This window comes from Tenacibaculum sp. Ill (assembly GCF_051938915.1).
Lineage (GTDB): Bacteria > Bacteroidota > Bacteroidia > Flavobacteriales > Flavobacteriaceae > Polaribacter > Polaribacter larymnensis.
In genome coordinates this window covers 710,640-729,365 of record NZ_JBPSCW010000002.1, presented here as the reverse complement: position 1 = coordinate 729,365, position 18,726 = coordinate 710,640, and the positions used below count along the sequence as shown (strand labels likewise).

At 31.2% G+C, this 18,726-nt stretch carries 21 protein-coding genes; 12 read left to right on the top strand and 9 right to left on the bottom strand.

Annotation, left to right across the window (positions count from 1 at the left end; translation table 11 throughout):
• Window positions 1-2: 2 nt before the first annotated feature.
• The 4 genes from ACTPNM_RS03405 to thiL all read right to left on the bottom strand — a co-directional run bounded on the left by ACTPNM_RS03405 (window position 3) and on the right by thiL (window position 3,628).
• Window positions 3-869 carry a YicC/YloC family endoribonuclease gene (locus ACTPNM_RS03405; protein ID WP_237270770.1) on the bottom strand — a complete coding sequence of 289 codons (867 nt, stop codon included), beginning with the start codon at window positions 867-869 and terminating at the stop codon, window positions 3-5.
• Between the two features lie 31 nt (window positions 870-900).
• Window positions 901-1,800, bottom strand: coding sequence for a DMT family transporter (locus ACTPNM_RS03400; RefSeq protein ID WP_440120629.1), 900 nt, complete (start codon window positions 1,798-1,800; stop codon window positions 901-903).
• A gap of 155 nt (window positions 1,801-1,955) precedes the next feature.
• Window positions 1,956-2,426, bottom strand: a complete 471-nt coding sequence (lysM, locus tag ACTPNM_RS03395) for a peptidoglycan-binding protein LysM (protein ID WP_440120628.1) — start codon at window positions 2,424-2,426, stop codon at window positions 1,956-1,958.
• 152 nt (window positions 2,427-2,578) lie between these two features.
• Complete coding sequence (gene thiL / locus ACTPNM_RS03390) at window positions 2,579-3,628, bottom strand: thiamine-phosphate kinase (protein WP_440120627.1); 1,050 nt, start codon at window positions 3,626-3,628, stop codon at window positions 2,579-2,581.
• A 139-nt stretch (window positions 3,629-3,767) separates the two neighbouring features.
• On the opposite strand from thiL, the gene ACTPNM_RS03385 reads away from it, so the two are divergent.
• From ACTPNM_RS03385 to ACTPNM_RS03340, 10 genes are all read left to right on the top strand, one after another.
• Window positions 3,768-5,102, top strand: a complete 1,335-nt coding sequence (locus tag ACTPNM_RS03385; protein ID WP_440120626.1) for a choice-of-anchor B family protein — start codon at window positions 3,768-3,770, stop codon at window positions 5,100-5,102.
• The gene (locus ACTPNM_RS03380) at window positions 5,103-6,431 is read left to right on the top strand and encodes a hypothetical protein (protein WP_440120625.1); all 1,329 of its coding nucleotides are present in this window, start codon (window positions 5,103-5,105) and stop codon (window positions 6,429-6,431) included. It abuts the gene before it with no gap.
• Window positions 6,432-7,184, top strand: coding sequence for an MbnP family protein (locus ACTPNM_RS03375; protein WP_440120624.1), 753 nt, complete (start codon window positions 6,432-6,434; stop codon window positions 7,182-7,184).
• 7 nt (window positions 7,185-7,191) lie between these two features.
• Window positions 7,192-8,259: a cytochrome-c peroxidase gene (locus ACTPNM_RS03370; RefSeq protein WP_440120623.1), complete on the top strand. Its 1,068-nt coding sequence runs from the start codon at window positions 7,192-7,194 to the stop codon at window positions 8,257-8,259.
• A gap of 135 nt (window positions 8,260-8,394) precedes the next feature.
• Window positions 8,395-8,724, top strand: coding sequence for a HesB/IscA family protein (locus ACTPNM_RS03365; protein ID WP_115899898.1), 330 nt, complete (start codon window positions 8,395-8,397; stop codon window positions 8,722-8,724).
• 33 nt (window positions 8,725-8,757) lie between these two features.
• Window positions 8,758-10,206 (top strand): Fe-S cluster assembly protein SufB, encoded by a 1,449-nt coding sequence (sufB, locus tag ACTPNM_RS03360; protein ID WP_440120622.1) that lies wholly within the window; start codon window positions 8,758-8,760, stop codon window positions 10,204-10,206.
• A 16-nt stretch (window positions 10,207-10,222) separates the two neighbouring features.
• On the top strand, window positions 10,223-11,083 hold the full coding sequence (locus tag ACTPNM_RS03355) for an N-acyl homoserine lactonase family protein (RefSeq protein WP_440120621.1): 861 nt from the start codon (window positions 10,223-10,225) through the stop codon (window positions 11,081-11,083).
• Between the two features lie 10 nt (window positions 11,084-11,093).
• The gene (sufC, locus tag ACTPNM_RS03350; protein ID WP_274640900.1) at window positions 11,094-11,846 is read left to right on the top strand and encodes a Fe-S cluster assembly ATPase SufC; all 753 of its coding nucleotides are present in this window, start codon (window positions 11,094-11,096) and stop codon (window positions 11,844-11,846) included.
• Between the two features lie 97 nt (window positions 11,847-11,943).
• Window positions 11,944-13,257, top strand: a complete 1,314-nt coding sequence (gene sufD, locus ACTPNM_RS03345; RefSeq protein WP_415269417.1) for a Fe-S cluster assembly protein SufD — start codon at window positions 11,944-11,946, stop codon at window positions 13,255-13,257.
• 52 nt (window positions 13,258-13,309) lie between these two features.
• Complete coding sequence (locus ACTPNM_RS03340) at window positions 13,310-14,200, top strand: LytTR family transcriptional regulator DNA-binding domain-containing protein (RefSeq protein WP_440120620.1); 891 nt, start codon at window positions 13,310-13,312, stop codon at window positions 14,198-14,200.
• Between the two features lie 8 nt (window positions 14,201-14,208).
• Here ACTPNM_RS03340 and ACTPNM_RS03335 read toward each other — a convergent pair whose 3' ends face one another.
• Together ACTPNM_RS03335 and ACTPNM_RS03330 are read right to left on the bottom strand one after the other, a co-directional pair.
• Window positions 14,209-14,811: a hypothetical protein gene (locus tag ACTPNM_RS03335; RefSeq protein ID WP_440120619.1), complete on the bottom strand. Its 603-nt coding sequence runs from the start codon at window positions 14,809-14,811 to the stop codon at window positions 14,209-14,211.
• 4 nt (window positions 14,812-14,815) lie between these two features.
• Window positions 14,816-15,625 (bottom strand): alpha/beta hydrolase, encoded by an 810-nt coding sequence (locus ACTPNM_RS03330; RefSeq protein ID WP_440120618.1) that lies wholly within the window; start codon window positions 15,623-15,625, stop codon window positions 14,816-14,818.
• 195 nt (window positions 15,626-15,820) lie between these two features.
• Here ACTPNM_RS03330 and ACTPNM_RS03325 point away from each other — a divergent pair, with 195 nt between their 5' ends.
• The gene (locus ACTPNM_RS03325; protein ID WP_440120617.1) at window positions 15,821-16,024 is read left to right on the top strand and encodes a hypothetical protein; all 204 of its coding nucleotides are present in this window, start codon (window positions 15,821-15,823) and stop codon (window positions 16,022-16,024) included.
• Between the two features lie 132 nt (window positions 16,025-16,156).
• Complete coding sequence (locus ACTPNM_RS03320) at window positions 16,157-16,879, top strand: DUF547 domain-containing protein (protein ID WP_440120616.1); 723 nt, start codon at window positions 16,157-16,159, stop codon at window positions 16,877-16,879.
• Between the two features lie 55 nt (window positions 16,880-16,934).
• Here the strand turns inward: ACTPNM_RS03320 and ACTPNM_RS03315 are convergent, their stop codons facing one another.
• The 3 genes from ACTPNM_RS03315 to ACTPNM_RS03305 form a co-directional block, all read right to left on the bottom strand.
• Window positions 16,935-17,306 (bottom strand): VOC family protein, encoded by a 372-nt coding sequence (locus ACTPNM_RS03315; protein WP_274640893.1) that lies wholly within the window; start codon window positions 17,304-17,306, stop codon window positions 16,935-16,937.
• A 12-nt stretch (window positions 17,307-17,318) separates the two neighbouring features.
• A complete protein-coding gene (locus ACTPNM_RS03310) occupies window positions 17,319-17,765 on the bottom strand; it encodes an SRPBCC family protein (protein ID WP_440120615.1) in 447 nt (148 codons plus the stop codon).
• A gap of 96 nt (window positions 17,766-17,861) precedes the next feature.
• Window positions 17,862-18,725, bottom strand: coding sequence for a nuclear transport factor 2 family protein (locus ACTPNM_RS03305; RefSeq protein ID WP_440120614.1), 864 nt, complete (start codon window positions 18,723-18,725; stop codon window positions 17,862-17,864).
• Window position 18,726 lies beyond the last annotated feature (1 nt).

Sequence of the window (18,726 nt, the reverse complement as noted above, 5' to 3'; positions counted from 1 at the left end):
TCTTATAAAACGTTTAAAATTTGCTCTTTTATTTTTTCTAACTCGTCTTTCATTTGGATGACTAATTTTTGCATTGGTGCAAAATTAGCTTTTGATCCTGTTGTGTTGATTTCTCTTCCAATTTCCTGTACAATAAACCCTAATTTTTTCCCATTAGAATCTTGAGTAGCTAATTGTTGTAAGAAATATTCTAAGTGATTAGCTAAACGAACTTTTTCTTCGTTAATATCTAACTTTTCTAAATAGTAGATTAATTCTTGTTCAAAACGATTTTCATCAACCTCAACTTTTAAATCTGTTAATGCTTTTTGTAAACGCTCCTTAACATGCTCAATTCTATCTCCATCTAACTTTTTAACCTCTTCTAAAGCTGATTGAATATTTAATATTCTTGTTTTAAAGTCTTCTTCTAACGATTTTGCTTCGTCAGTTCTATATTGGATAATTTCTTTTAAAGCTTCATCAATATGGGCTTCAATTTGCTTCCATTCTTCTTCATCTAACTCTTCACGTTCAGTTTTTAATGCGTCTGGCATTCTAACAGCCATTTTCATCAACTCAACATCATCAGAAGTTCCTACTTGAGTTACATTTCTTAATTGTTGCATGTACTCTCGTACCACACCTGTATTTACAGTAGTTGAAGTTTCATCTGCAGTCATTTCTACATAAATAGAAAAATCTACTTTACCTCGTACTAAATTGCTTGCTAGTTTTTTTCGAACACTTAGCTCCTTTTCTCTGTAATATGAAGGAATTCTTGTATTTAAATCTAAATTTTTACTGTTTAAAGATTTAATTTCGATTGTTACTTTTTTAGAGGGTAAATGTAGTACGGATTTACCGTAACCCGTCATTGACTGTATCATAACTTCGGTTTAATAATCCGCAAAGATACGTTTATTTATTGGGAGTTTCTGTTGGGCGTTTAGTTACTAAAAATACTCCTAAAAAGATTAATAGTGCTGCCCCTATTTTAACCATATCTAAATGATCGCTTCCTACTATTAATGCATAAATAGCCGCTACTACAGGTTGCAAATACATAAAAACACTTACTGTAGTTGGTTTAAGTTTTGATAATGCAAATAAGTTAAACAAGTACGTAATACAAGTTGTAAATAATACCACAAAACCTACTTTTAAGAAAATTGATATTGGCATTGTTTGCCATTGTACTTCTAACAATTCAAAGAATCCAAAAGGTAGTACCATTATTAACCCGAAAAGATATAACCACTTTACAAAAACAATTGGATTATACTTTGCTATTAGTTTTTTGGTAACAACTAAATACATACCATACGATGCTGCATTAATAAATACTAAAAAATTTCCTAAAACCATGTTAGTTGCATCACCTTTAAGTGGATCTCCATAAGCTATTAAAATTATAGCTCCTACCATACCAACAACAACACCTACAATTTTTCTTAAAATAAGTTTCTCTTTTAAAAGAATACTCGCAAAAATTAGCACTAAAATAGGCGTAGTTACCATCATTACCGATGCATTGATTGGTGTAGTATAACTTAGTCCTTTAAAAAAGGTTAACATGTTAAAAGCAATTCCAAAAAAAGCAGCCATTGCCACTCTTTTATAATCTTCTTTTTCAATAGACGGTGCTTTTACAAAAAGCCCTAATAACCAAAAAATTATAGCAGCTCCCCCAACACGAAGCAGTATAAATCCAAAAGGTTGAATATATCCTTCCATCACTTCCTTGGCTACTGTAAATGTAACTCCGTAAATAAGTGTTGCGATAGATGCTGCAGTAAGTGCTAACGCTCTTTGGTTCATTTTTAATTATTTTAAAAACAAGTGCAAAGATGATGATAATATTCTTCTTTTCTATTACTTTTTTTACCCTATACTAATTTTAAAATATCTCATTTTTATAAACTAAAAAAGCACTACAAATGCAGTGCTTTTCCCTTTGGTTGATTAACTTTTGATTAGTCCACTAAAGGTGGTATTCTTAATACTTGTCCTGGATAAATTTTATCAGGATGTGTTAACATTGGTTTGTTTGCTTCAAAAATTACTGGGTACTTCATAGCATCTCCATAAAACTCTTTTGCAATTTTACTTAATGAATCTCCACTTACTACTGTATGAAACTGAGCCATAGCAGCTTCTTCGATAACCTCAACCTCTTTAACTGTCATGTTATCTTCTACAGAAGCAATACCTTCTGTATTACCTACTACTAAAACTACTTTTTCTTTAGTAGCTAAATCCGCTGCTTCTCCTGTTACCGTAGCTTTATCATCATCTACATTAACAGCTAAGTTTTCAACAGAAAGCCCTAGCTTATTTACTGCGTCTACTAATTTTGCAGCTTTTTCTGTTGCTTCTTCTTCAGTTGTTTTTCCGATACCGAAAACTTTTGCTCCGGCGTTTTTAATAAATGAAAAAATTCCCATTCTCTTTTTTGATTTTTGTTAATATTCTTTTTACTATCTGACTAATATACAATTTTTATACCAGCTTTTTTATTCTACAATAATTTTAAAAGAGTCTTTTTAAAACTAAAAAAGCACCCAAATTTGGGTGCTTATTCTATTATGTTTATTGTCTACTCTTTACTAAAAGAATTCCAACCTTGTGCTTTTAACTCAATTTCCTGATTAGCACGTGTTACCAAATTCATTCCTTCATTTTCTTCGGTAATATGACCAATAACTGTTAAGTTAGGATTTCCCTTTATTTTATCATAATCATCTATAGAAACCGTAAATAATAACTCATAATCTTCTCCACCACTTAAAGCTATCATCGTACTATCCATATTAAACTCTTCAGAGGTAGAAATTACTTGAGGATCTAATGGCAACTTGTCTTCATAAATCTTACATCCTGTTTTACTCTGTGTACAGATATGCATAATTTCAGAAGATAATCCATCAGAAATATCAATCATAGAAGTCGGTTTTACTTCTAACTCCTCTAATAATTTAGGAATATCTTTACGCGCCTCTGGCTTTAACTGACGTTCTATTATATAGGTATATTTATCTAAGTCTGGTTGATTTTGAGGGTTTACCTGGAAAACTTGCTTTTCACGCTCCAATACTTGTAAACCTAAATACGCTCCTCCTAAATCACCCGAAACAACAATTAAATCAGTAGCCTTAGCTCCATTTCTATATACAATATCTTCTTTGTTCGCTTTACCAATAGCTGTAACAGAAATTAAAATTCCTTTTGTTGAAGATGTAGTATCTCCTCCAACTAAATCTACTTTATATGTATCACACGCTAATTGTATTCCTGCATATAATTCTTCTATAGCTTCTAATGGAAAACGATTAGAAACTGCTATTGACACTGTAATTTGTTCTGCATCAGCATTCATAGCATACACATCTGATAAATTGACCATTACCGCTTTGTATCCTAAATGCTTCAAAGGCATATAACTCAAATCAAAATGTACACCTTCAACTAATAAATCTGTAGTTATTACAGTTTCTTTATCTGACGCACTAATTACAGCTGCATCATCTCCCACGCCTTTAACTGTTGAAGAATGATACATTTTAAAATGCTTTGTTAAATGGTTTATTAACCCAAACTCTCCAAGCTCAGCTAACGAAGTTCTTTCTTGATTTTTATCTTCTAACATGCTGCAAAGATAACGACTAACTAACAAAAAGAACTATTTTGCTTAAGGTAATCTATACAAAATAAAAATAGGGTTTTGCAGTTTTTGTATGTTATATAAATAGTTAATTACTTAATTTAGTGTTTTTAAACCCCGATTTATGAAAAACTTTAAAATTCTATTTGTTTTAGCTGGAATGTTGTTTTTAACATCATGTTCTTCTTCAAATGAAGATCCTGTAAAGGATCAGGATAACGACGGTATTGTGGATACTCAAGATAACTGTCCAGCAACCGCTAATCCAAACCAAGAAGACGCAGATGGCGATGGCATTGGTGATGTATGTGATGATAATACCCCTACTAATAAAAAACCTTGTGAAAATGGAATGGCAGATGGTTTTCCTTGTAATGGTTACGACCTCCTATTAAATATCCCTGTAAACACGTTTAATGCAGCAGAAGTAAATGATAGCTGGGGATGGACAGACCCAACAAGTAATAAAGAATACGCTATTGTAGGTTTAGATAATGGAACTGCTTTTGTTGACATAACTGACACTGAAAACCCAGTATATTTAGGCAAACTTCCTACTCCTACTATTAGCAGTGATTGGAGAGATGTAAAAGTATATAATAATCATGCGTTTATCGTTGCCGACAATAACCAAGGAGATACTGGACATGGTATGCAAGTGTTTGATTTAACTAGATTAAGAAATGTAACCAATCCTCCCAACACATTTACAGCAGATACACATTTTACCGATTTTGGAAAAGCGCATAATATTGTAATTAATGAAGATACTGGTTATGCATATCCTGTGGGTACTGATAGAACTGGAACGTATAAAGGAGGTCCTTTATTCATCAATATCCAAGACCCTAAAAACCCTGTAAGTGAAGGCGGTTGGGGAACTGATAATTACAGTCACGATGCTCAGGTAATTACTTATAATGGACCTGATACCGATTATACTGGTAAAGAAATTTTGATAGGAAGTAATGAAAATGAAGTTGTAATTGTTAACATTACCGATAAATCAAACCCTGTAACTATTTCTAAAATTTCATATGCAAATGTAGGGTACACCCATCAAGGTTGGTTTACTGAAAATCAACGGTATTTTATCTTAGGAGATGAGTTAGATGAACAAAAATTTGGCAACAATACAAGAACAATTATTTTTGATTTTTCCGATTTAGACAACCCTAAACAACATTTTACTTATAACGGACCTACCAAAGCAATCGACCATAATTTATACGTGAGTGGAACTACTCTTTATTTAGCTAATTACACTTCGGGTATTCGTTTTATTGATATTTCAAACATTGAAAGTAAAAGCATCACTGAAGTAGCTTATTTTGATACCCATCCAGAAAATGACAATGCTAATTTTAATGGAGCTTGGAATGTATATCCTTTCTTTAAAAGTGGTAAAATTGTTGTAAGTGATATCAACAGAGGTTTATTTATTCTTAAAAAACAATAAATGCTCAAGCAACTTTCAGTATTACTTTTCGTATTAACCATTATTTGTAGTTGTAGCAAAGATGATGGCATACATTTTAATTCCTCATCAAAAGCCCCTGAAGTTAGCTTAATTAAAACTCTTGGAGGTTCTGTAAACGAAAGTGGCAGAAGTGTAATAAGTACTTCCGATGGCGGTTATATTGTCGCTGGATATACTCAGAGCATTGATGGAGATATAGAAACCACCCAAAATACAATTCAATATGATTTTTGGGTTTTAAAATTCAATGTAAGCGATAACCTTCAATGGCAAAAGACTTACGGAGGTTCAAAAGACGACAAAGCATTTAAAATTATTCAAACAAATGATAATGGCTTTGCTATTGTTGGCTACGGAAAAAGTGATGACGGAGACGTAGATTCTAACGAAGGGTTTGATGATGTTTGGATTTTAAAACTAGATAGCAATGGTACAATAGTTTGGCAAAAAACTATTGGTTTCTCTGGAGCTGATCAAGGTTTTTCAATCATTCAAACTTCTGATGGAGGCTATTTTATCGGGAGTATTCTAGACGTAACAGCATCTGGAGGTTTAGGAAATTCAAAACAAGCAGCAAAGCATGCTGGTGGAGACTACTGGGGGATTAAGCTTAATCCTAGTGGAGATATTGAATGGAGAAAATATTTTGGAGGAACAAACACTGATACTTGCTACGATGTAGCAGAAGCTACTAACGGCTATCTATTAATTGGCTCTTCTGACAGCAATGATGTAGACATAAAAAACAACAAAGGTTCTTACGACTTTTGGATTGTTAAAACTGACAAAAACGGAAATTTACTTTGGGAAAAATCTTTTGGTGGTACAGAAATTGATGAAGCTAGAGCAATAACAAAAACCAATGATGGGAACTTTATTATTGTTGGAGATACACGTAGTTCTGATAAAGATATTTCCCAAAACAATGGTGGTGCCGATTTATGGGTAATCAAAATAACTAGTCAAGGTGAATTACTTTGGCAAAGAAGTTATGGAGGTTCTAGTTTTGATGTTGGCCGATCAATTAAAAAAACATTGAACGGAGATTTTTTAATATCTGGAAGTTCAAGAAGTGCTGACAACAACTTTATCAATAAAGGTCAAAATGACGCATTAATAATGAAAATTGACACAAACGGAAACCTTTTGTGGCAAAAAACAATAGGAGGTACAGAAATAGATTTTTGTTACGATGCTGTTGAATTAACAAACGGAAATATTATTGCTGTTGGTGAAAGCAGTAGCAATAATCAAGATATAACAACAAACAAAGGTTTTTCAGACCTATTAATTATTAAACTAAAATAAATGAAATATTTTTTAACTTTCTTTCTTAGTGCATTACTTTTTTCTTGTAGCTCAGATAATGATGAATCTATCAAAGAAGTTTCAGTAAAACTAAAATTTAGTCAAAACTGGGATGGAACTGTAATTGAAAAATCTGATTTAGAGAACACCGAGTTCACTAACAAAACAGGAAGTAAACTTTCTATAAGCAGACTACGCTATTTAATATCACGCATTAGTCTTGTTAATGGAGCAGGGGACACAACCAAGTTTGATAGTTATAAATTAATAGATGTAAGTAAACCAGACAGTTTAACCTATGCTCTTTCTAAAAAAGTATCAGAAGGAAGCTATAAACTACTTTTCACCTTTGGGTTCAACAATGATGATAATAAAGATGGTGAGTATCCAGACCTAAACTCTGTTAGTTGGAATGCTGATTCAGTTGGTGGTTATCACTACATGCAATTAGATGGTAAGTACAAAGACACTTTAGGGGTAGAAAATTCATACAATTTTCACGCTGTAAGAGCTTACGACAAAGAAAAAGACTCTATCCTAGATACTTCTTTTGGAGTTGAAACTGGTTCTATTCTCTTAAAAAGCAATGCTACTATAGAAATTAAAATGAATGTAGCAGGATGGTTTAAAAGCCCTAATGACTGGGATTTAAACGACAAAAGCATTAATTTAATGCCTGACTTTGAAGCTCAGAAAGAAATATCAGAGAACGGTAAAAGCGGTGTATTTAGTTTAGGAGCTATTTCTCAATAAAAATAAAATGACACAAAAAAGTATATACCTTTCTTTATTGCTACTCCTTTTAATCAGTTGTTCTTCAAAAGGAGAAGAAGAAAGTATATACACTCCTGTTCCCGCTAGTTTAGAAATCCCTGAATTATTTCAACAAAAATTAATCGCTCCTGTTATTCCAACTAACAACCCTTTAACAGAAGAAGGCATAACACTTGGTAAAAAACTTTTTTTTGATCCAATTTTATCAAGAGACAACACACAATCTTGTGCTAGTTGTCACAACCCAAAAAATGCTTTTACAGATGACGCTCGTTTTAGTGAAGGGATTGACGGTAAATTTGGAACACGAAACTCAATGCCGCTATTTAATTTAGCTTGGAACTTCGACGAACGTTTTATGTGGGACGGAAAAGAACTCAGTATAGAGCGTCAAGCATTCTCACCTGTTCGTAATCCAATTGAAATGCATAGCGATTGGAAAAATGTAGCTAAAAAATTACTAGAACACGCTGAATACCCCACACTTTTTCAACAAGCTTTTGGAACATCTAAAATAGATTCAACCTTAGTCACCAAAGCAATTGCTCAATTTGAAAGAACCTTAATTTCAGGAAACTCAAAGTTTGATCAATACCTTTTAGGCAAAGTAGAACTAACACCTGAAGAACAAAACGGATTTAATGTGTTTATGGATGAAACCAGAGGTGACTGTTTTCATTGTCACGGAAGTAATAACAATCCTTTATGGACAGACAATAATTTCCATAACAACGGTTTAGACGAAACTTTTGCCGACTTGGGTTTAGGCGCTGTTACCGGTGACCCTAACGATAATGGGAAATTTAAGAGTCCATCCTTACGAAACTTAAAATTCACAGCACCATATATGCATGATGGTCGATTTGCCACTTTAGAAGAGGTAATTAACCACTACTCTGAAGGATTAAAAATATCTTCTACAATCGATCCTCTAATGAAAAAAGCCAATCAGGGAGGAGTACAACTTTCAGATAAAGATAAAGCCGACTTAAAAGCTTTTCTTTTGAGTCTTTCTGATGCTAATTTTGTAAACAACCCTGATTTCCAACAATAATCTTCTAACAATCAGTTAGTAGAATTATAGTATAGACAATTTTTATCGCTTAATAACTATATTCATTTCAAAAAATGATATAAATCATATTTTGTCATTATCTTTGCAGTCACTTAGATTTAATCTATTTAAACGATGATAAAAGTTTCAGACACAGCAAAAAAGAAAGTCATTGAACTAATGACTGATGACGGATTTGATACTACAACCGACTTTGTTCGTGTTGGAGTGAAAAGTGGCGGTTGTTCAGGATTATCATACGACTTAACTTTTGACAAAACCCAACAAGAAAACGATAAGGTTTTTGAAGATAACAATGTAAAAATTGTTGTTGACAAAAAGAGTTTTTTATACTTAGTTGGAACAACTTTAGAATATTCTGGAGGTTTAAATGGTAAAGGATTTGTATTTAACAATCCTAATGCTAACAGAACTTGTGGTTGCGGAGAGAGTTTCTCTCTATAAGCCTATACATCACAAAAAGAATACAAAAAACTGATGAGTAAATACACCGAGGACGATTTAAGAGAAGAATTAAAAACCAAAGAGTACGAATATGGTTTTTATACTGATATTGAAAGTGAAAAGTTTCCTAATGGGATAAACGAGGATATCGTTCGTGCCATTTCTAAAAAGAAAAATGAGCCAGAATGGATGACTGAATGGCGTTTAGAAGCTTTTAGAATTTGGGAACAAATGGAAGAACCAGAGTGGGCTAATGTTACCTATAAAAAACCGAGTTTTCAAGATATTTCTTATTACTCAGCACCTAAAAAGAAACCTAAATTAAATAGTTTAGATGAGGTAGACCCTGATTTGTTGGCTACTTTTGAAAAGTTAGGAATTTCTTTAGAAGAACAAAAAAGATTAGCTAATGTAGCAGTTGATATTGTAATGGACTCTGTTTCTGTAGCTACTACTTTTAAAGAAACGTTAGCTGAAAAAGGAATTATTTTCATGCCTATTTCTGAAGCGATTCAAGAGCATCCAGAATTGGTAAAAAAATATATTGGCTCAGTTGTACCACCAACTGATAACTTTTATGCCGCATTAAACTCAGCAGTATTTTCTGACGGATCTTTCTGTTACATTCCAAAAGGAGTTCGTTGTCCAATGGAATTATCTACTTACTTCCGTATCAACGAAGGAGGAACTGGTCAATTCGAACGTACCTTAGTTGTTGCTGATGAAAGCAGTTATGTTTCTTATTTAGAAGGATGTACTGCTCCGCAACGTGATGAAAACCAATTACACGCAGCAGTAGTAGAGCTAATTGCTTTAGACGATGCTGAAATAAAATATTCAACAGTTCAAAACTGGTTCCCTGGTGATTCAGAAGGAAAAGGTGGAGTTTTTAACTTTGTAACCAAAAGAGGTTTATGTGAAACCAACGCTAAGATTTCTTGGACACAAGTTGAAACAGGTTCAGCAATTACGTGGAAATACCCTAGTTGTATTCTTAAAGGAAATAATTCAGTAGGTGAATTTTATTCAATTGCAGTAACTAACAACCATCAACAAGCCGATACTGGTACCAAGATGATTCACTTAGGAAAGAATACTAAGTCAACCATTATTTCTAAAGGAATTTCAGCAGGTAAATCACAAAATAGTTACCGTGGTTTAGTACAAGTAAACTCTAGAGCTGAAAATGCTCGTAACTTCTCTCAATGTGATTCTTTATTAATGGGTAATGAGTGTGGTGCACATACTTTCCCTTATATCGAAGCTAAAAATAAATCAGCTCAAATAGAACACGAAGCTACTACAAGTAAAATTGGTGAAGATCAATTATTCTATTGTAATCAACGTGGTATTGATACTGAAAAAGCTATTGCATTAATCGTTAACGGATTTAGTAAAGAAGTACTAAACAAGTTACCAATGGAATTTGCTGTAGAAGCTCAAAAACTACTAGAAATTAGTTTAGAAGGAAGTGTAGGCTAACCAAAACCGCAATAAAATGAAAAAAATATTTTTATTAGCTCTTATAACTATTGTTACATTTAGTTGTAAAAATGCTAAAAAAGAACAAACCACAGAAGAAAAAACAGTTGAAAAGCCTCAAGTAAAACTTCATGTTTTAGATGGTGGTTCAATTTTAGTTAACAAACTTGAAGTTTTTTCTCAAGATACAACATACACAGGGCAGTCTAAACAGTTCTCTGATGCTTACTATGTAATATCTCATCCTAAAGGAAATTTAATGTGGGATGCTGGTTTACCTGAAACCTTAATTGTAGATGAACCTTTTACAGAGCCTTCTGGTACTTTTACTTTACAACGTAAAGATTCATTAAAAAACCAGTTAAAATCTATAGGATTAACTATTAACGATTTTAAATACTTTGCACTATCTCATCCTCATTTCGATCATACTGGTCATGCAAATTACTTTAAAAATGCAACTTGGTTAGTTCAAGAAAATGAGTATAATTTTATTACCAACGATTCTGCAAAAGTTAAAGACCCTGACACCTATAACTCTATTAAGGAATTAAAGAATGTTGAAAAAATTAATGGTGATTATGATGTTTTTGGAGATGGTACAGTAGTTATCAAATATATGCCAGGTCATACAATTGGTCATCAAGCTTTATATATTGAAGCAGGTTTAGAAAAACCAATTTTATTAACAGGTGATTTATATCACTTTGAAGAAAATAGAGAAACTAAAGGTGTTCCTTCATTTAATTACAATGTTGAACAAACTCTAGAAAGCATGAAAAAATTTGAAGCTTTCGCTAAAGAAAAGAATGCTGAGGTGATTATTCAACACTCACCAAAAGATTTCAAAAAATTACAAAATCTATTAAAAAAGTAACTATACAGTAATGTTAAAAATAGAAAACTTACACGCACAGGTAGAAGATAAAGATATTCTTAAAGGAATTAACTTAGAAGTAAAAGCAGGAGAGGTTCATGCGATTATGGGACCAAACGGTGCAGGTAAAAGTACCTTATCATCTGTAATTGCTGGTAATGAAACTTATGAAGTAACTTCTGGTTCTATTGAGTTAGAAGGTGAAGATATTAGCGAATTAGCTCCTGAAGAAAGAGCTCATGCTGGTGTATTCTTATCTTTTCAATATCCAGTAGAAATACCTGGTGTTACTGTTACAAACTTTATTAAGACAGCAATTAACGAATCACGTAAAGCTCAAGGTTTAGAAGAAATGCCTGCTAAAGATATGCTTAAGAAGATTCGTGAAAAATCAGAATTATTAGAAATCGATCGTAAATTCTTATCTCGTTCTTTAAACGAAGGATTTTCTGGTGGAGAGAAAAAACGTAATGAGATTTTTCAAATGGCAATGTTAGAACCTAAATTAGCTATTTTAGATGAAACTGATTCTGGTTTAGATATCGATGCTTTACGTATTGTTGCTAATGGAGTTAATAAATTAAAATCTAAAGATAATGCTGTAGTGGTTATTACTCACTATCAACGTTTATTAGATTATATCGTTCCTGATTATGTACATGTTTTACACGATGGAAAAATCGTTAAAACTGGTGACGCTTCTCTTGCTTTAGAGCTAGAAGAAAAAGGATACGATTGGATTAAAGAAGAGGCTAATAGTTAGAAAAGTTGAAAAGTAAAAAGTGAAAAGTTGCCTATAAAACAAGCTTCTTTTCAGCTTTACAAACTTTTATACTTTATAAACTTTACAACTAAAAACAATGGAGTTGAGAGAAAAAATATTATCATCATACGTAGCTTTTGAAGACAGTGTAAACATCAATTCAGATTTACACGAAATAAGAACAAAAGCACTACAAAATTTTGAAAAACTAGGCTTTCCTACTAAGAAACTAGAAGCTTGGAAATACACTTCTTTAAATTCAATTTTAAAAGAAGATTATAGTATATTTCCTGATAGAGATGCTTCTGTAGAGTTTGCTGATGTTAAAAAATATTTCATTCACGAAATAGACAGCTATAAAATAGTTTTTGTAGATGGAAAGTACAGCTCATTTTTATCAACTACTACTCATGATGGAAAAGATGTTTGTTTATTATCTGCTGCTTTTTCAAAAGAAAAGTACAAGCCTGTTGTTGAAAAATATTTTAACAAAATAGCAAAACAAGATAATTTAACATCATTAAATACTGCATTTGCTACTGAGGGTGCTTTTATTCACATTCCAAAAAATGTTGAAGTTGAAAAACCTATTCAAATAATTAACTTTACTACTGGTAAAGAACATGCAACTATGTTACAACCACGTAACTTAATTGTAGTTGAACAAAATGCACATGTTCAAATTATTGAACGCCACCAAAATCTTAATAACAATGCTGTTTTAACAAATGCTGTAACTGAAATTTATACAGATACACATGCTACAGTAGATTATTATAAGATTCAAAACGACAATAATGATGCTTCTTTAGTTGACAATACATATATTGAACAACAAAAAGAAAGTACTTGTTCTGTACATACATTTTCTTTTGGTGGAAATATTACTAGAAACAACTTAAACTTCTACCAAAAAGGAGAACATATAAACTCTATTTTAAAAGGGATTACTATTATTGAAGGAAAACAACATGTTGACCATCATACATTAGTGAATCATATAGAGCCTAACTGTGAAAGCCACCAAGATTACAAAGGTATTTATGCTGATCGTTCTACTGGTGTATTTAACGGTAAAGTTATCGTTGAAAAAGAGGCTCAAAAAACTAATGCTTACCAGCAAAACAATAATGTTTTAATTAGTGATAAAGCAACAATAAATGCTAAACCTCAATTAGAAATTTTTGCTGACGACGTAAAATGTTCTCATGGTTGTACTATCGGTCAATTAGATGATCAAGCATTATTTTATATGCAACAAAGAGGTATTCCTAAAAAAGAAGCAAAAGCGCTATTAATGTATGCCTTTGCTAATACTGTTTTAGAAAGTGTTAAAATACCAGAGGTTAAGAAAAGAATTACCAAATTAATTGCCAATAAATTAGGCGTTAACATTGGTTTTGAACTATAAAACAAATAAAAAGGCATTATTAACATAATGCCTTTTTAATTCTTTAAATGTTATGAAATCTAAGTTTTTTAAAAACTTATCAATTCCCTACCCTTATTTATTTCATACCAAAAGAAACCTTATTATTGCTTGTGCATTAAGCATAATTATTTTCTTAATTAATTATTACTCGCTCCAAAACACAAGTGTTAGCAATGTATTTTTAGTAAACAAACTTTATGCTTGTTTATCTGCTAGCTTCGTTACTTTTTTAAGCATCTTATTTTTTACTGAACTTGTCCCTAAAGTTTTTTTTACTGCTGAAATTAAAGAAAGCTGGAACACTGTTAGAGAGTTTTTCTTTACGCTAGGAATACTTATTTCTATCGCTCTTTTTCAAAACAGTTTTTTATATCCTTTAAAGAATGTTTCTAATAGTAACTTTTTTTTAAGCTTAGTTAATACTTTTATTTATGTTATTTTAATAGGTACCGTACCTATATTTATCATTATTTGGGTAAACTATGTTATCATCTTAAAAGAGAATTTAAGAAGTGTTAAAGCATACAATAAAGAGCTAGAAAAAGAATTAAAACAGAAAGACAAAAATGTTGTTTTATCGATAAAAACGAATAATGTAAATGAAACACTAATTCTTGATTTGACTACTTTCTTATTTGCTAAATCTGAGGGGAACTATGTAGACATTTACACTAAAAATATTGATTCGGTAGATGTTAAACCTTATAGAATATCTATTCAAAAACTACTTAATAGTTTGTCCGATTACTCTTTTATTTTAAGTACGCATCGTTCTTATATAATCAATATTAAAAACATAAGAAGAACCTCTGGAAACGCAAGAAACTATAAAATTTCATTTCCCGATGTTTCACATGAGGTTCCTGTATCAAGAAGTAAGTTTAAATTATTTAAAGAGGAGTTTGACAAGTATTATAAATAGATATGTTTTTATAACATATACCCTACTCCCATACCAAAAAACAACCTTGAATCAAAGTCTCCAGGTCTAAACCTTCCACTATCAGTAATTCCTTTTAACGAACTCCAAATATCAAAAGTTACTGTTACCCTATTAAAAGTATAGCCTAAAGAATTTACCATTCCGTAATTAAAATAAGAATATGAGTTTTTAAACTTCTCATAAACGTTTAAATGGTCTATATATAAACTCCCTTTAGATTTTAAATTTGTATACCCTAAAAAAGGTTGAACCGACATATAAAACCTCCTTTTATTAAATGGATAAAAACTAAAGTCAAACAAACCAACAAAAGATATATCTCTTGTATAGCCACCTACATGGTTTGTGAACATGTTTTCTTCTTCATTTATAAAACTATTTTGATACCCTGCACCGACCATTAAAGTTATTTTTTTACTTTCTAAAATCTTTCTTTTTGCCTTAAAAACTAAACCATAATGTTCTCCAAAACTTGCATTGATTATATCAGTTGTGTAACCTAATTCTAATTTCCACTTTCTAGTAGTATTAGATTCTTGAGCATTCATCATAAAACAACTCAATAATAGTATATATAAGATATTCTTCATTTTATTATTCAATAATTTGTAATCCTTTTTTAAATCCTTGTATTGGGCTATTTCTATGTGAAGTATCTTCAAACCTTTCATAACTAAAATTAAAATCATTATAGTTACTAAGCTCAAGTTGTTTTGTTAAAGCTTGAAAAGATGCATTCATACCAACTCCTTCTAAGTCTCCCATAGACATATAAATACCTTTTCCGTTTAATAAATTCAATTCCTTAGCATTGCTCTCTAAATCGAAAATAAAAGAGTTATACCACATTAAATTTGGGCTTATCACTATAGCATTATTAAAAGGGTTTTCTTGCTCCTCTTGCATCATTACATACAAAGCGAAATATCCTCCAAGGGAATGTCCATAGATTGTTTTTGTTAAACTCATTATTTGGTAATCTTCCTCAATTTTAGGTATTAACTCAGAGTTTATAAAGTCTATAAATCTCTTTGCTCCCCCTGAGTCTCCATCAAAATCTCTATCATACGGATAAGAATAGTCAGTTCCCCTTTCATTATCATCAGCATAACCAATACTTATTATAATAATACTCTCTTTGTTTTCTGAACTTATTATTTGCATACACTCATTGTAATAATCGTCACCATCTAGCAAATAAACTACATGATAATTTTTGTTTACATCAACTTCTTTAAGGCTTCCTATTTTAACATCATATTTAAAATTTGTTGACTTTGATTTTATTGTGAAGTTTTGCTGTTTTATGTTAGAAGGTAAATCTTCTTCAATACAACTAGCAAAGAAAAAGAGTATAAAACTTAAAAATAAGATTGGTCTTTTTGTATAAGAATACGTAATCATTTTTGATATTTTTATTTATTAATCCACATCAAAAATATCTGACCTGTATCCTCTCATATACAATGAAAGCTCCTATGGTATGAAATGCTCCTTATTTGTGACAAAAGGACTCTTTTATGACAAATAATACTAACTAAAATCATTCATTTAGCTGTATAATTTGTTTTTCTTATCTTTAAAAGAAACAATTCTATTATGAACAACTCACTTAAAACAATTGCTTTTATTTCTGGAATAGTAATTTTAGCATACGGAGTATACACTCTTTTTAAACCTGAAACTCAAATTTCTATCGGTGATGTAGATCTAATAGAAGCACAAGACAACACCAACTCATATATTACTATTGCTGTTGGTATTATTATTGTTGCTTTAAGTTCAATTATAGGAAAAAAATAAAATTTCTATTTTCTTAAATCAAAAACCACCTTTTTCAGGTGGTTTTTTACTTCTATAAAATTTTATGTAATGAATTAAATCAGTCTACGTCAAAAGTACCGTAAACTAATTTATTTACTTAAAATTTAAAAAATGCGAAAAACAATTACCCTCACTTTAACATGTTTACTACTTTTCGTAAGCATCCAATCACATGCACAGACTGATGTATATGATGCTCTTTTAAAAACCTACGTTAGCTCTGAAGGAGATGTAGATTACAAAGGGCTGAGAAAAAACCGTGCTCTATTGGATATCTATATCAAGCATTTAGAAAATACTATACCTAGTGATAAATGGTCTTTAAATGAAGCTAAAGCTTTCTGGATAAACGCCTATAATGCATATACTATTAAATTAATTTTAGATAGTTATCCTTTAAAGAAAATCACTGACATAAAGCGTAAAGGAAGAAATGCATGGAAAATTCCATTTGCATCAGTTGGTAAAAAATTGTACTCACTTGACTACATTGAACATAAGATACTTAGAAGATGGTATGACGACCCTAGAATTCATGTTGCGTTGAACGCCGCTTCTAAATCTGGTCCTAGGTTTGTAAACTTTGCTTTTACCAAAAACAATGTAGAAAATGAGTTAAAAAACCTAATGAAAGCTTTTATAAATGACTCTACAAAAAATAAAATAACCTTAACCAAGGTTGAAGTATCAAAAATATTTCAATGGTACCAAGAAGATTTTACTTCTCGTAATACCTTAGTTGATTATATTAATAAATACTCTGATATTAAAGCTAATGATAATGCTGAAGTTGTGTATTTAGAATACGATTGGAACTTAAATAGCAAAGAATAATTTTCCCTTATTACATATTAAAAGCAATGAAAACAGTAATTGTTTTCGTTGCTTTTTACACATGTTGGTCTATTAAAATTGTATTTCCATCAGGATCAAAGAAAACGATACTTGCAGGCCCTTTAGTATCTTTATCTACTTCTCTTTTTAACTTGATATGGTTTTCTCTTAAATGCTTTTGAATGTCTCTTACATCATCAAAATCATCTAACGTGTTTGCATTTTCATCCCAACCTGGATTGAAAGTTAGAATATTGTTTTCAAACATTCCTTGAAACAACCCAATTAATGAGTTTCCGTTTTTCATAATCAAATAATTCTTCTCTAGCTCACCTGCAAAAACAGTAAACCCAAGCATTTCATAAAAATCTTTGGATTTATCTATGTCTTTAACCGATAGACTGATTGAAAAAGCCCCTAATTTCATAATCTTATATTTTTAATTTCTCTCTTCAAATGGTATAATAATTCCTTTTTCCACATAACTTTTAAGCCCATTTAATAATAGTGCCCAACAATAAGAGGAATGTTTAAAATGATTGTTTTGTTCTACCCAACCTTTATGAAAAAAATGCACCCAAGTTACTCCTTCATCTTTTTCAAACAAGTCAAAACCGAAAGTTGTTGGATTCCAGTCTTCATCCGACTTTGTCATTTTTATATAAAAAGATTCATTTTTTTTATACTTAACTACTTCTCCGTACCAATTATATGGTTCTCCAAAGAAAAAATTATATTCTGCTCCTAACTCAGGTACTCCACTACATTTTAATGGCCACCAATGAACCAAATCACCTGGGTTAGTAATTGCTTTAAAAACCTTATTAGATAACTCTTTTATAGGAAAGTTATGGTAAACAGTAAACCCTTCTTCAGTAACTTTCATAATCAGTTGATTTTATAGCTATTAAAGTTACTAAAAAATAAACAAGAACCCTATACAAATTGTATAGGGCTTAACTTCTGTAGTAAATTTAACTCACTAAAACTTTCCATTTGTATGAGCCATTTCTTTTGGAATTTCTTGGATAACATCCCAGTGTTCAACAATTTTATCATTCTTTAACCTAAATAAGTCATAAAAAGCTTGAGATTTTCCATTCCATTCACCTTCACTCATTGTAAGAACAAAATTACCTTCGCCTAATACCTTATGCAATTTTTTATATTTAAACATATTATTTTGAGAAGTTAAGTAGTTTATCGCTTCCCCTAACCCATCTAATCCATCCTTTATCATAGGGTTATGCTGAAGATACTCCTTTGTACTAACGTAATTTGTAACTTTCTCTGGTGCTTTTCCAAATAAAATATCATTAACAAAATTAGTTACAATCTCTTTATTTGAATTTGTCTTATCTAAATCAGTAATCTCACTAGTACCGTCTACTTGTGAACGACCACTAGCTGTTTTATTAACCTTTGACGTAAGATTATCCCAATGCTCTGCAACTTTACCATCTTCCATCCTCCAAACATCAAATGCAACAAGTTCTTTTGCTCCAAAAGCATCTGCATTGTGATAAGAATTATGAAAAACAACATACTCTCCGTCTTGTAACAACCTATGATTGGTATATATTGTTTTTGCTTCTTTTAAAGCAGGCAGAACCCCTAATACTGGCTCAATACCAGTAGGTACATGTGGGTTGTGCTGAATATAATTAGCTGCGAAATATTTTTTTACTCCCTCTTCATCGTAATCTGTAAAAAAAGCATCTTGCGCTTTTTGTGCTATAATTTTTAAATTTTCCATTTTAGAATCTGTTTTAATTTGACCTTGTAATTTTAAAGTACAACTTAATAATGTTGCAAAACCAACTGCTATAACTATCCTTTTTTTCATT